9 protein-coding genes are annotated in these 14,508 nt (G+C 70.3%); 7 read left to right on the forward strand and 2 right to left on the reverse strand.

Going from position 1 to position 14,508, the window contains the following annotated elements:
- The first annotated feature begins 241 nt into the window (after nt 1-241).
- The 4 genes from JEQ17_RS02980 (at nt 242) to JEQ17_RS02995 (ending at nt 10,129) form a co-directional block, all read left to right on the forward strand.
- A complete protein-coding gene (locus JEQ17_RS02980) occupies nt 242-4,078 on the forward strand; it encodes a hypothetical protein (RefSeq protein WP_200393696.1) in 3,837 nt (1,278 codons plus the stop codon).
- Complete coding sequence (locus tag JEQ17_RS02985) at nt 4,075-8,268, forward strand: hypothetical protein (protein ID WP_200393697.1); 4,194 nt, start codon at nt 4,075-4,077, stop codon at nt 8,266-8,268. The genes JEQ17_RS02980 and JEQ17_RS02985 overlap by 4 nt, the downstream gene beginning before the upstream one ends.
- 6 nt (nt 8,269-8,274) lie before the next feature.
- The gene (locus JEQ17_RS02990; RefSeq protein ID WP_200393698.1) at nt 8,275-9,102 is read left to right on the forward strand and encodes a trypsin-like serine protease; all 828 of its coding nucleotides are present in this window, start codon (nt 8,275-8,277) and stop codon (nt 9,100-9,102) included.
- 202 nt (nt 9,103-9,304) lie between these two features.
- Nucleotides 9,305-10,129 carry an SDR family oxidoreductase gene (locus tag JEQ17_RS02995; protein ID WP_200393699.1) on the forward strand — a complete coding sequence of 275 codons (825 nt, stop codon included), beginning with the start codon at nt 9,305-9,307 and terminating at the stop codon, nt 10,127-10,129.
- A gap of 12 nt (nt 10,130-10,141) precedes the next feature.
- On the opposite strand, the gene JEQ17_RS03000 is transcribed toward JEQ17_RS02995, so the two are convergent.
- Nucleotides 10,142-11,008, reverse strand: a complete 867-nt coding sequence (locus tag JEQ17_RS03000) for an LLM class flavin-dependent oxidoreductase (RefSeq protein WP_200393700.1) — start codon at nt 11,006-11,008, stop codon at nt 10,142-10,144.
- A 202-nt stretch (nt 11,009-11,210) separates the two neighbouring features.
- Here JEQ17_RS03000 and JEQ17_RS03005 point away from each other — a divergent pair, with 202 nt between their 5' ends.
- The 3 genes from JEQ17_RS03005 to JEQ17_RS03015 are packed head-to-tail and all read left to right on the forward strand — an operon-like array spanning nt 11,211 to nt 13,848.
- On the forward strand, nt 11,211-12,047 hold the full coding sequence (locus JEQ17_RS03005; RefSeq protein ID WP_200393701.1) for a CPBP family intramembrane glutamic endopeptidase: 837 nt from the start codon (nt 11,211-11,213) through the stop codon (nt 12,045-12,047).
- Nucleotides 12,044-13,192 carry a sensor histidine kinase gene (locus tag JEQ17_RS03010; RefSeq protein WP_200393702.1) on the forward strand — a complete coding sequence of 383 codons (1,149 nt, stop codon included), beginning with the start codon at nt 12,044-12,046 and terminating at the stop codon, nt 13,190-13,192. The genes JEQ17_RS03005 and JEQ17_RS03010 overlap by 4 nt, the downstream gene beginning before the upstream one ends.
- Complete coding sequence (locus tag JEQ17_RS03015; protein WP_200393703.1) at nt 13,189-13,848, forward strand: response regulator; 660 nt, start codon at nt 13,189-13,191, stop codon at nt 13,846-13,848. Before JEQ17_RS03010 ends, JEQ17_RS03015 begins: the two co-directional genes overlap by 4 nt.
- Nucleotides 13,849-13,853: 5 nt before the next feature.
- Here the strand turns inward: JEQ17_RS03015 and JEQ17_RS03020 are convergent, their stop codons facing one another.
- Nucleotides 13,854-14,306, reverse strand: coding sequence for a DoxX family protein (locus JEQ17_RS03020; RefSeq protein WP_200393704.1), 453 nt, complete (start codon nt 14,304-14,306; stop codon nt 13,854-13,856).
- Nucleotides 14,307-14,508 lie beyond the last annotated feature (202 nt).

Consider the following 14,508-nt stretch of genomic DNA (forward strand, 5'->3'; position numbering starts at 1 on the left):
CCACCTCCAAGTGGTCACACCTCCGGCCACGCGTCCAAGAGGTGCCCACCGCGGCGAACGCCGCGCCGGCCGCCAGTCCGGCGCGCACGTCAAACCTTCCACCCGACAGCCACTCACTCGTTCGGATGCATATCGGATATGAATCACCCATACAGCTCAATTGGCATATTGAGCCACATGTGAGGCCGAGGTTACCGTCGTCGCCCAGCGCGGACACTCATCACCTGGGCAGGAGCGGCTGGTGACCTCTTCGAATCCGAATCCGGCACTCATCAGGCTGTTACGTACGGAAGATCTGCTGGATCTGAGATTCAGCTTCCTGGGGCTCCGCCTGGACGATCCGCTGCTCGGCAGGCGAACACTCCTGCGGGCCGATCCGGCTGTCGAAGGCTGGGTGGTCGTCGAGTTCGGCCCGCAACATGTCACCGAGCAGGCGTTCTTCGAGTCCGCGGGACCCGGCCTGCCCGCCGCGGGCGAACCGGGTGCGAGCGAACCCCACCCCGCGCCGCCCGTGCCCGCACGGATCGGCGGGCGCAGCGTCCTGGTCTTCGTCGTCGGCGAGCAGGACCGGATCGACTACACGTCCGCCGGCCTGCTGGGCGCCATGCGCACTCTGCCCTTGCGCGTGGTCGACGCGGCTCGGGCGCCGGTCACACCCGCGGTCACCGCACGACTCGCCGAGGCCGTGGCGGACCATCGCGCCGAACACGTCCTGCGGGCGGTCCGGACCCTGGCCCAACTCACCGCGCGGTACGACGCGGAGACCGCGCTGTCCGCGGTGCTCGGCACCCGCCCACCCAACGCACCCCCGCCCAGCATCGCCGCACCGGAACCAGTGCCGGAACCAGTGCCGGAGCCGGGGCCGGGGCCGGAGCGGGGGCCGAGCCGGGAACCGAGGACTGAACCGGTCCAGCAACCAAGGCCGGAACCGCGCCAGGAACCCGGGCAGGTCCAGGGCGTGCAACCGAGGCCCGGCCCTGAGAACCCCCTGGCCGACCCCACCAACCCGCGCACCGGCATCGAACTGCCCTACCGCCTGCTGCTGTCGCCCACCCAGGACGCGCGCTGGACCCACACCGTCGCGCTCGACCCGCCGCAGCCGCAGGAGCGGATCGCGCTGTGGCACACCGGACTGCGGCAGGAGACCGCCAGGGTCGTCTGGACCCGGGACCCCGACTTCGTGCCGGACCGGGTCAGCCTGCCCCCGCCGCGCCAGTACGAGTTCCGTATGCCCCTGGACTCCCGGGACCGCCACCAACTGGTGCACCTGACCTCGAACTTCGCGCTCACCGGCGACCGGCCGCCCGAGCCGGTGGACGTGCGCAACCTGACCCTGTCCAGCCTCGGCGGCGGCCTGGACTCGATCGGCCGCTGGACGACGCCCCCGGAAGACCTGGACGTCACCCAGTGGCGGCACCGCGCGGCCCTCGGCCGGGACCACTATGTGCGCGTCATGTACGCGGGTCGGCTCTGCCCGTTCGGCCACCGGGCCGAGCTGGTCAAGGTCACCGAGCGCAAGTTCGACCACGCTCGTCCGGACCGCGGCGCCTATCTGTCTCAGCGCATGTTCATCGTCGTGCGCGAGCCCGTCATCAACTACGACCGTGAGGTGTACGGGCCCGGCGACCCTCCGCGGGACCAGCTGCATCTGCTGTTCCCCTTCACCAGCGTGCAGTTGCTCACCTCGGTGACCCCGGATCTGGCCGAGCCCGCCAATCTGGACGGCATCCTGCCGAGCGAGTACGCCTTCTTCGCCGTTCCGTACGGCAAGGATCCGACCAAGGCCGAGGACGCGTTCCGGTTCTCCGTCAGTGCCGTCGACCGGGACGGCACGCTGATCGAGTTCCAGGTTCCCCTGCTGTTCCTGGGCAAGACCGCTCACCACTCGCCTGCCCATGTGACCACCGTCGTCAACCAGTACAACGCGCAGGACAGTCGTCCGACCTCGGGCCCACCGGACCAGACCGCGCCCATCGGACGGGTCACCGCGACCCTGCGCGGCCAGTCGATGGCCCTGGCGCCGAGCAAGACACCGGGTGACACCGCGCTCGATGTCGCGGAAGCCGTATGGGGCATGGAGACCACCGAGGAGTTGCTGGCTGAGGACAGCGAGGCCGCTCCTCGGTTCGTGCCACGGCTGCGCTGGGCGCGCGGGGTGCTTCCGCAGGTCAGCAATCTGAGCGGGTTCAGGTCGGCGGTGCCCCTGCGCTACCCTCCTCCCTTCGTCAAACACGGCTTCGGGGACGGCAACCAGGGCGAGCTGTTCGTGGAACTCCTCGATTCCGCGCCGATGGCCTTCCATCACTCGGGCGAGAAGTCGGGCGCCCTGGTGACGCCGAGTTTCTCGGTGGCGGGCGTCTCCCGGCTGACCGGCCCGGTCGCGGCGCCACCGCTGCCCCGCCCGCCGGGCGTGAGCGCGGTGGAGGTGGTCGGATACGACTGGTCCGCGATCGCCGGGGGCGGGTTCGACCCGACGGCGTTCTTCGGCGACAACGCCAAGCTGTTCGGGGTCATCCCGCTGGTGGAACTGCTCAAGGCGACGGGTCTCGACAACCTCCAGGCACCGAACTTCTTCGCCGAGACGGTCGACGCCGTCACCGGATTCCTCGGCGATCTGCGCCGGGTGCGCGGGCTCACCGCCTCGCTGGAACAGCTGTTTCCGGAGATCGCGACCCTGGTGATCAGGACGACCGACTCGGCGGTGATCTTCGCCGAGACCTGGACCGCGTTCATCGTGGGCCGGCTCAAGGACGACGTCGAGGCGCCCGGACTCGACGACGTGGAGAACGCGTTCCGGGCTTTCGAGACCGCGCTGACCCTGCTGCGTGACAACCTGCCCGCCGCCACGGACGCCGGCGTACGCGCCGTACTGGAACGCGTACAGCAGCAGGTGGCGACCTGGCAGGACACGGTCGGCGGCGCCCTGGCACTCAAGGACGCGATTCAACTCGCCGCCAAGGGCGCCAAGTTGGCCGACGTGGTGAACGCCAGGATGGAATGGGCGCCCGATCTCAGCGACTGGCCGGCGCCCCCGAAGGACCCCGTCTTCCATCTTCCCGACGGAGCGGCCGGGCACCTCACTCTCGTGGTGGACCGGCGGGGCGCGCTGCGCGAGGGTGTCCCGCAGGGCGCCGATGTGACCTGCACGCTGTCCAACTTCGACCTGAATCTGGTGCCCGGTGTGCTCCGGGGCCTTGAACTGCACTTCGACCGGATCCGTTTCACCATGCGGATCGGCAAGAAGCCGGACATCGAGGTGAAGTTCGGGCGCGTCCGGTTCGTCAAAGAGCTGTCCTTCGTGGAGACGCTGCGCGAGCTGATCCCGCTGGACGGTTTCAGTGACCCGCCGGCGATCGAGGTGACCAGCTCCGGCATCACGGCGAACTACTCGATGCCGCTGCCGAGCGCGGCGGTCGGGGTGTTCAGCCTGGAGAACATCGCGCTCAGCGCCTCACTCCAAGTGCCGTTCATCGGCGGCACGTTGGAGGTCGGTTTTGCGTTCTGTCGCCGGGAGGCACCTTTCCGGCTCACCGTCTCCATGCTGGGCGGCGGCGGGTACTTCGGCATCGTGCTGTCCGCCGAGAAGATCAAGGTGCTGGAGGCCGCCCTCGAGTTCGGCGCCGCGGTGTCCCTGAACTTCGGGGTGGCCAGCGGAAGCCTCTCCGTGATGGCCGGGGTGTACTTCCGGCTGGACATCGAGTGCGGTGTGAAGCTCGTCGGCTATCTGCGGGCGCGCGGCGAGGTCGACGTGCTCGGCCTGGTGTCCGCCTCGATCGAGCTGTATCTGGAGATCGGGTACAGCGGCGGCTACGCGGTCGGCCGGGCCACCCTGACGATCAGCATCGAGATCGGCTTCTTCTCCGAGTCGGTGGAGATCACCTGCGAGAAGCGGTTCGCCGGCTCGGGCGCCGCCCCCGCTCCCCTGGCCGCGACGGCAGGGCTCGCGGCCGCCGATCCCCCGCCCATCAGCCCACCGACGTTCGCCGACCTCATGGCCGACTACCCCGACCCGGTCACCGGAGAAGAGCGGGACCCCGTGTTCGAGTACTGCACCGCCTTCGCGGGGGTGACCCGGTGACCACGAGCCTCTCCGGGAGCGCCCCCGTTCCGCCGACCCGCACCCTGCGCTGGACCGTGCTGCCCGACGGAGTCGTCGGCAAGGACGGGGACGGCCACGACATCCTCCGGGTCTCCGTCCTGGTCACCCCACTGCTCACCGGATCCGCCCGCCTGGGCGACTACGCGGGGATGGGCGACTGGCCGGCCACCCTGAACGGGCTCGTGGCGAGCATGTCCCTCGCCTTCTACGACGGTTCGGACGGATCGGCCGGTACGGTCACCTCGACCACGCCCGCCGATCGGTTCCCGCCCGCCGACAGCCGCGTATGGACGACGTTGTTCCGCGACGACACTCTGGTGCAGCCGCCGGGGCAGTCGCGTGCGGCGCTCGCCGAGCCGGTCAGGAAGACCCTGCGCTCCTATCCCGCGGCCGCGGTCCACACCGAAGTCACCGGCCTGTACCGGGAGGTGGCGGTCGCCACGACGGCCGACCGCGTCCGGCTGGAGGCCGCCGCGGGTGAACTCGGCGAATGCGGCCCGCCGGACCCGGACCTCAACCAGGGCTGTCGGTTCCCCTCAACCGGCAGGGTCCTCTCCCTGATCGGTCAGGGAGTGAAGGACTTCTCACTCGATCCGTCCACGGTCTACTCCACCCTCGACACCCTGCTCAACCGCGGCCACGGGGTCGCCGACGACGCGTCGCCGTACACACCCAGGGTCATGCGGCGCACCGGCAACCCGCAGTACGAGCCGGAGGCCAAGACCTTCGCGTTCGCCGAGGCCCACCGCTTCTTCGACCGCACACCGCCGTCGGCCGACCGGACGGCAGCGCCCGAACCCGAGCCGCCCGAGACGCACCGTGTCGACTTCCATCAGGCGTGCACCCTGCTGGCCGACTACCCCGAACTGCAGCGCAGGTTCGGGCTGGTCGTCGACCTGCTCTTCACCGCACCGCCCGGACTGGCCGACGAAGGGTCGGTCCAGGTCTCCTTCGAAGGGCACCCGGACAAGGACCTGCTCCACGCGCCCGGCCTACGGCCGTTGACCAGACTGCGGTACCAAGCCGGGTCCGGGTTCGAGCCCCTGTCCGCCGACGAGGACGTCCTGCGCACCGGAATGCTCAACCTCGGCTCGGACGCCTTCCGGGTGACCGATCTCGACGTGGACGGCTCGGCACTGAAGTACGTCGACTACGCCAGGGCGATCAACAGCCTGGACCAGGGCCTCCTCGACGACACGGCGCCCGCGCGCAAACAGCTGGGCACCGGCACTCCGGCGGCGCGCGGGAGCGGACTCACCGTGCTCGTGGCCGACGGCGAGCACCGGCTGGCGGGCCGGATCGGCGCGGACGGCGAGCGCGTCGCGACGTCCGCCGACCCCAAGTTGCACGCGGAGGACCTGGTGCGGGGCTACCGCGTGGACGTCGGCGTCGCCGACACCACAGGCGAGGTCCACAGCTGGCACTCGCTCTGCCGGCGGGTGGGCACGTACACCGTCCGCCACCCCGGTGAAGTGCCCGTCCCGCTCGTCGTCCGGCCCGACGAGGGCCAGGTGAAGACCAGCGCGGTGACGAAGCAGTCGCCGGATGCCGACGAACTGTACGGCCACCAGGCGCTGTTCGGCTGGGAGGGTTGGAGCCTGGTCGCCGCGCGCCCCGGAAAGACGATCAGCCTCCAGGACCGGCCGGAGGCGGTGGTTCCCGAGGTTTCCCCGGACGTGCCGTTGGAGACCCGGTTCACCGCCCAGCCCGGCAGTCTGCCCGCCCTGCGCTACGGCGAGACCTACCGGCTGCGGGCGCGCTCCGTCGACCTGGCCGGCAACAGCCTCTCCCCCACCGACCCGATCCCCGACGAACTGGCCGCGCCAGCCCTGACGTACCGGCGCTGGGAGCCCGTGCCGCAGCCGGTCGTCGTACCGCTGAAGCCGTTCAACGAGGGCGAGTCCGCGGAGCGGCTCGTCATCCGCAGCACGGTCGAGGACGACGGCAGGGAGATCTCCGCCCTGCGCTACAGCGTGCTGCGCTCGGACGTTCCGGACCACGGCACCGATTCCGGCATCGACCATCTGGACCGCAGCTACCGCTTCCGCGACGAGCGGCACATCGCGCCGCCCAAGTGCGCGCTGCGCATGGCCGAGGAACACGGCTGCTACGACCCGGCGTTCGGGCCCGAAGTGCCCGAAGCGGTACGCCGACGCTACTTCGCCTCCGCCGCCCGCGAGTCCGGGTCGTTCCTGGACACCGTCGTCAGCGATCCAGAGAACCCCCACTTCACCACCGATCTGCTGCTGCGCCGCGAGATCCATGTGGCCAAGCACAGTGTGGACGACACCGAGCCGCTGACCGAGCTGCCGCTCGCTCAGCGTGGCGCGGGCCTGAAGACCGGCGAGTTCGTGATCCACGACCGCGACCAGCTCCTGCTGCCGTATCTGCCGGATCCACTCGCGCGTGGTGTCTGTCTGCGCGGTCTGCCGGGCACCACCGGCAACTACCTGGTCCCGTTCGCCGGGTCCTGGCCGCATGCCAAGCCGTTCGTGCTGCGCATCCAGGAGGGCGACGACGAGCCGCTGCTCGAAGACACCCTGCTGCGGCGCCGGTTGACGGTGTATCTGACGAAGAGCGAGACCGCCCGCGTCTACATCAGCTGCTATCTCGACCCCGCCGACCTGCCCCTGCTCAACCAGTGGACCCTCCTGACCCGTTCCGAGTACTGGGCGGGGCTCCAGCAGCGGGACCGCGACTTCATCACCCGGATCAGCGCGGCGGGCGAGAACTGGCTGCTGACCCCTTGGGTGCGGCTGGACCTGGTGCACGCGGTGGAGAAGCCGCTGCGTCCGCCGGAGCTGGACCGGCCGAGCGCCGACCGGGACCCCGAACAGACGTCCGCCCGGCTCTCAGGCAGCCTGCTCGTGCACGGGGACAGCACCGCCCAGGTGGCCGTCGAGGGCGCCTGGGGCGAGTGGGTCGACGACGTCACCCAGGCGGGACCGCAGCGCTTCAACCACCTGGCCCACCTCGACGACACGACCATTCCGGCGGACGCCGACTTCGTGTACCTCTCCCGCGCCCACCAGTTCGGGGACACCCGGCACCGCAACCTCACCTACACGCCCGTCGCGATGACCCGCTTCCGCGAGTACTTCCATCCGAGCATCACCGGCGACCCGAAACTGGTCACCAGGACCGGCCCCGGCGTAGCGGTGCCGGTGCCGAGCTCCCGACGTCCCGAGCCACCCGACGTCAGCCACCTCGTGCCGACGTTCCGCTGGTCACGGACGGTCGACCAGGACACGCGCACGGTGACCCGGACCCGGCATCTCGCCGGTCTGCGGCTCTACCTGAACCGCCCGTGGTACTCCTCGGGCGACGACGAGCTCCTCGCCGTACTCCTGAATCCGAGTGGCGACCTGCCCGACGAGTTCGCCACGCGATGGGGCATCGACCCGGTGTGGGCGGACACCACGGCCATGGCCCCACCGTCGCCGGCCAACTTCCCGAACCCGACCACCACGGCCACCGACCTGCCCCTCGCCGAGTCCACCGGCACCAGCCCGCAGACCGTGTCCATCGCCGCCTACACGCCCACGTACGACGCGGACCGCCGCCTCTGGTACGTCGACATCGACGTGGACCTCGCCGCCGCCGGGCCCACCGCCTATTTCCCGTTCCTGCGCCTGGTCGTCGCCCGCTACCAGCCCTTCGCACTGCAGGGCCTGGAACTGTCGAAGGCGGTGGTGGCCGAGTTCACCCAGCTGCCGCCGCACCGGACCGTCACCGCCACGACCGTCGACAACCACGCCCGGCTGCGGCTGTCCGGCCCGACCACCTTCAACGAACTCGGCCGGCGGATCGGCTCGGGCCTCGCCGCGGTGAAGGGAAGCCGACGGGTCCGGGCCACCCTGCAGAAGCTGGCGGCCGGCAACGAACTCGACTGGGTGCCGGTCGGCGACCCGGTCGAGCTCGGCTGTCAGCCGGACGGCAACGCCTTCTCCTGGACGGTCGACTTCCCGGGCCGTCCCACCGAACTGCTGTCCCGCTACCGGTTCCTGGTCGAGGAACACGAGCTGTACCAGACCGACCCGGACACCGCCGCCGAGACCGTGCCCGTGGCCGGCGTACCCGTCCCGGTGGCCCGCCGCCTGGTGCACGCCGACTATCTGCCCGCCAAGCGCGGACTGCTCGGCGGCATCGTCATCGACATCGAGCTGTGAGGGGCCATGCCGACGAAAGCACAACCCGGATACGCGGTCGCCCTCGCCGCGGTGGGCCTGCTCTGCCTGATGCCCATGGCGCTCGACGCACCGCAGCGACCGACCGCCGTCGCGGCGTACGACCGGCTCAACGACGTACAGCCGCACCGCGGGGGCGCCGGTCTGTCGGTCTTCCCGACGGCCACCACCTACGACTGCACCGCCGGATTCGCCGTCCGCAGCAAATCCGACCCCAGGACGGTGGGCATGGTGACCGCCGGTCACTGCTTCGCACTGAACCGTGTGCTCGGCTCCGGCAACGACGCGGGCGGCGCGATCGACTTCGGCGCGGTCACAGCCGTGAAATACGAAAGAAACGTACCCAATGGGACACACGACATGGAACTGATCACCGGCGTCCCCAGTCAGACCGGACCTCAGACCTATGCGCCCACCCTCTGGGCCGATCCCCGGGTCCCCAGCGCGATGCGCGTCGTGGGCACAGGTGCCGCAGGTCTGGGCGACAGCGTCTGCTACAGCGGAATGGTCACCAGGGCGAACTGCGGATTCACGGTCCAGACCCTGTCGGGAAGCAAGTCGTGCAGCCGGGAACCGGGCCACACCAACGACTGCACCATCGGCCTCGCCGAGGCAACCAAGCCGGTCTCGTCCGGCCCCAGGCCCGGCGACTCCGGCTCACCGGTGTTCAAGGTCGACGACAAGGGCAACGCGATCATCGTCGGGATGCTCGTCGGCGGAGACCCCAGCAAGGACGCGGCGGTCGTCTTCCACACGCTCCAGCAGATCGAGTCCCCCGACGGCCTCAACGTGAGGGCACTCACCCAGGCGCTCTGAGGACGGCTGGAGATCCACGCACAGACCCGACCCGCCACTACGGGGGGAAGTGACGGGCCGGGCCTGACTCCACGGTGTCACACTCGTCCCCGGCGCGCGCGGTCTCCGGGGGAAATCGCCCGAGCGCAAGGTTGCCGTCCTTTTCTCCGCGGCCTGATTCTGCGGGGCCGCGCTCATCCGAGCCCGATTACCGTAGGGCGCCATGAAGGTCCTGATCATCGGCGGCAGCGGTTTTCTCGGTACGGAACTGGTGCGCCGGGCGGTGGCCACGGGCTGGGAGACGGCCGCGACGCACTGTTCCCGCCCCGGTGGCAGTGCCGAAGCCACGTGGTACCGGCTCGATCTTCGCTCCCCCGGGAACATCGACGAGGTACTGGCCGCGGTGGCCCCCAGTGCCGTCATCGACGCAACGAGCGGAGGAAGCGACTGGGCGGTCACCGCGGACGGCTCGATCCGCGTGGCGATGGCCGCGGCGCGACGCGGCTGTCGCCTGGTCCACGTCTCCAGCGACGCGGTGTTCTCCGGTTCCCGGATTCACTACGCCGAGACCTGCCTGCCGGACCCGGTCACCCCGTACGGCGCTGCCAAGGCCGCCGCCGAGACCGCTGTGCGGTTTCTGGCGCCGACGGCCGCTGTCGCTCGTACGTCGTTGATCATCGGAAACGGCGGATCCGTGCACGAACGCCTGGTCCACACCCTGGCCGCCGGCACCCTCGAGGGCGTCCTGTTCACCGACGACATACGGTGCCCGGTCCATGTCGAGGACCTGGCTTCCGCGCTGCTGGAGCTCGCGGTGTCGGACGGGGCCGGGATGTTCCACCTCGCCGGAGCGGACGCCCTCAGCCGCCATGAGCTCGGCGTACTCATCGCCCGGCGCGACGGACTCGACGCGGCCCGGCTGCCGGCCGGGCGCCGGGCCGACACGCTCACGCCCGGCGCCCTCGACATCCGCCTCGACAGCAGCGCCACCCAGGAGCGCGTACGCACCCGCCTGCGCGGAGCCGAAGAATTCCTCCAGGTCCAGTAGACGCACCACGCGCTACAAGACCGGCGGACCCTGTTCGATGCGGCGCAGCACCGGTGCGAGCCGGTCCAGTGCTTCGCCGGTCTGGAGCTGCCGTTCGTCCCACCAGGTGGCCCCCGCCTCGGCCAACGGGCCGATCAGATCGCGGGTCCCGGCCGCGTCATCACCTGGTGTGGCACCGCCGAGGACGATCTCGAACGGGGTGCCGGACCGGTCCTCGCGCTGCTTGCGGACGTATGCGACGAGGTCGCGGACCTGATCGACCGGCGGTACGTGGCCGTGCCTGGCCTCGGTGAACAGCGGGACCACACCGTCCCAGCGGGCGGCCCGGCGCATGGGCGGGCGGTTCGGCCAGAATCCGGCCACCCAGACCGGCGGGCGAGGGCGTTGCACCGTGGCGGGCAGCAAGGTCACGTCCCGTACCTGGTAGTGCCGTCCTTCGTGGTTCACCGGCTTGCCGGACCAGTAGCGCTGGAGCAGGTCCAGGCCCTCGTCCAGCCGCTCGGCCAGCACCTTCGGGTCGGTGGTGTCACCGAAGCTCGCGTACTCGTCCTCCACGGGCCCGCCCAGCCCAGCGGCGAAGGTGACGCGGCCGCCGCTCACGGCGTCCAAGGTGGCGACCTGACGGGCGAGTTGCTGCGGGCGCCGCCGGGCGACAGGGGTGACCAGTGTGCCCAGCCGGATCCGGGACGTCGCCAGCGCGGCGGCGGTCAGTAGCATCCAGGGGTCCCCGAAGGGCCTGCCCCCGTGCTTGCGGTGCAGCACGTGATCCCAGACGAACAGCCCGTCCCACCCTGCCTGTTCCGCCGCCACGGCCACCTTCGCCACGGTCCTGGGATCGGCGAAGTCACCGAAGTTCGGAATGTTCACCGAGAAGCGCATCCCCGCATCGTGCTGCACGGCACCGGGACCGGCAACCGAAAATCCTGGCGGCCCGGCGCACCCTGTCCGGCCCGGTGCGCCCTGTCCCCCGTGAGAGCTACGCGCAGGTGTCCACCGAGCGGTGACGATTCCGGCTCGCCGGATCCATAGCTTTCTACCCAGCCCGCGGCACTCCGGTCGCGGCTCTGACACAGGAGTTCCCATGAGGCTGGTCTGGCAATTCGTGGCCGTCGCGGCGGTCGCATTCATCGGCGGCCAGGCGATTGCCGCACTGGAGGACCAGCCATGGCTCCAACTGGCCGTCGGCGTCCCGACAGCCGTGCTCGCGGTGCTCGTCTACGGATGGGTGGTACGGCGGACCGAGCGCCGCCCGTCCACGGAGGTGGCCCTGGAAGACGCGCCGTCCGCGCTCGGCCGCGGAACGCTGATCGGCGCCGCGCTGTTCGGGGCCGTCATGGTGAACCTGTTCACCTCCGGGCACTACGAGGTCGACGGCGTGGGCTCGGTGTCGGGCGCGGCGGGGTTGTTCGGCTTCATGGCCGCCGCCGCTGTGACTGAGGAACTGCTGTTCCGCGGTGTCCTGTTCCGCATCGCCGAGGAACGCATCGGCACATGGATCGCGCTGGTGCTGACCGGTGCGCTGTTCGGCCTGTCGCATCTGCTCAACCCGAACGCCAGTGTGTGGGGCGCCACCGCCATCGCCATCGAGGCCGGCGGCATGCTCACCGCCGCGTACGTCGCCACCCGCAAGCTGTGGCTGCCGATCGGTCTGCACTTCGGCTGGAACTTCGCCGCGTCCGGCGTCTTCAGCACCGAGGTCTCGGGCAACGACACTCCTCAGGGACTGCTGGACTCCGCGATGTCGGGCCCGAAGCTGCTCACCGGCGGCGACTTCGGCCCGGAGGGAAGCGTGTACTCGGTGCTGTTCTGCGTACTGGCGACGATCGCGTTCATGTGGCTGGCCCATCGGCGCGGCCATGTGGTGCCCCGCCGTCGGCGCGCCGAGCGGATCGACACCACCGCTACACTCCCCCGATGATCAGTCTTCGGCGGCCCCCGGAGTGGTGGAGCCGGGCCGACGTCACGGTCCGGGATCTCCCGTTCGGGGTGCTGTGCCTGGCCGCCTCGTTCCTGCCTGCGTCCCACGGGACGCAGCTCGGCGGCCTGCCGAACCGCCCCTTCGACACGCTGGCCCTCGTGGCGATCTCCTTCGAATGCCTCCCGCTCGCCGTGCGTCGGCGGTGGCCGGTCGTCTGTCTCGCCCTGGTCTCGGTCGGCTTCGCCATCGACCAGCTTCGCGGCTACCACACGTTCGCGGGCACCGCGCTGCCGATCGCGCTCCTGAGCGTGGGGGCGCATCTGGAACGGCACCGGCGTACCGCCGCGATTCTCTTCTCCGTGGCGTACGTGCCGCTGGCGGTGGCGCTCTCCCGGGCCGGTTCGGGGGAGCCGCCGAGCGGGTTCGTGACGTTCTATCTGGCGATGGTCCTCGCATGGGGTGCGGGGGCGTGGCTGCGCTCCACCCGGGTCGCGGACGCCGAACGCCGCAGCCGTATCGCCGAGGACACCCGCACCGCCGAACGCACCCGTATCGCGAGCGAGTTGCACGACGTCGTGACCCATCATGTGACGGCGATGGTCGTGCAGGCCGAGGCGGCGCGCTATCTGACCGCCTCACCCGATCGCCTTGACCAGACCCTGACCGCGGTCACCGACACCGGCCGGCGGGCGATCACCGACCTGCGGCACCTGCTCGACCTGCTCAACCCCGACCACGGCACCGAGGCCAGAACGCCGTCTGTCGGCAGGCTGCTCACGCTCGTGGAGCAGACGCGCCGGGCCGGTCAGCCGGTGGAGTTCACCGAGGAGGGCACTCCGGCGGAATCAACCGGAAGCGCCGAACTCGTGGCCTACCGGGTCGTGCAGGAGGCCCTGACCAACGCCCTCAAATACGCTCACGGCAGCCGCACTTCGGTCCAGGTGCGCCATGCCGAAAGGGAGATCACCGTGGAGGTCAGTACGGACGGTTCCGGCTCGCGGGCGCGGTCCCCCGGCGGGAGCGGGCGGGGCCTGGCCGGTCTCCGCGAACGGGTCGACATCCTGGGCGGCGACTTCAGCGCGGACCGGCAGAAGGCCGGTGGCTTCGTCGTACGGGCGCGCATACCCGCGGGGAACCCGTCATGAGCTCACCGATCCGGGTCCTGGTCTGCGACGACCAGGTACTGATCCGCACCGGACTGGTGACGATCATCGACGCCCAGCCCGACATGGAGGTGGCCGGCGAGTGCGGAGACGGACAGGCCGCCGTCGACCTCGCCGGCCAAGTGCGCCCGGACGTCGTGGTGATGGATGTACGCATGCCGGTGCTGGACGGCATCGAGGCCACCCGCCAGTTGGCCGGGGCCGGTGTCCCGCATCCCGTCAAGGTGCTCGTGGTGACCACGTTCAACCTCGACGAGTACGTCTACGAGGCGCTGCGCGCGGGGGCGAGCGGATTCCTGCTCAAGGACGCGCCGCCGGCCCAACTGCTGCACGGGATCCGGACCGTGGGCACGGGTGCGGCGCTGCTGGACCCCGAGGTGACACGTCGGCTCGTGGGCAGGTACGCCGCCCGCATCCGGCCCGCGGAGGGCGCCCCGCACGACATCCCGCTGACCCCTCGCGAACTGGAGGTCCTTCGCCTCATCGCGAACGGCCTCTCCAACAGCGAGATCGCCACGACCCTTGTGATCAGCCCGGAGACGGTCAAGACCTTCGTCTCCCGCATCCTCGCCAAACTCAACCTCCGCGACCGCGTCCAAGCGGTTGTGTACGCCTACCGCCAGGGCCTGGTGACCTGACCGCGCTACCGGGCCTGTTCGGTCATCGGCCCGGCGACGGGACGCGCGCCGCTCCCGCGGCCGACCAGGCCCGCGAGGGCGAAGGCACCGGGTCCGGAGAACACGATGAGCAGGAATCCCCAGCAGAAGAGCACCGGTGCGAGTCCCCCGTTCTGCAAGGGGAAGAGGCCGTCCTGCTGGTGCTCCGTGAAGTACGCGAACGCCATGATGCCCGAGCTGATGAACGCCGCGCTGCGGGTCGCGACCCCGAGGAGAACAAGAACGCCGCACACCAGCTCGATCACTCCGGCGTACCAGAAGGGCCAGTCGCCCGTCGGGCTCGCCTTCCGGTCGAGCACCCCGAAGACCGTGGCAGCGCCCTCGGAGGCGAACAACAGGCCAAGGACCATGCGGAACAGGCCCAGCACGAACGGCCGGCGCGTCGTCAGCCAGTCGTCGAGGCGCGGATTGGTGGTCATCGGTACTCCTCGAAAGTGTCACAACGGGACCAGGAGGCCATGAACCACAGCACGCAGGTAGAAGCCCCCAGTTGACCGTACGTGTCCGGAGGGCTCCGGGTTCAAACGGGTTCCGATGTATCTGCGCACCGTGGTCGTCGTCCCCCGCGTCGAGGTCCCAACCGGCCCCATTCCGCACTAGCACTCACCAAGTGGCAGACGG

Source organism: Streptomyces liliifuscus, assembly GCF_016598615.1.
Lineage (GTDB): Bacteria > Actinomycetota > Actinomycetes > Streptomycetales > Streptomycetaceae > Streptomyces > Streptomyces liliifuscus.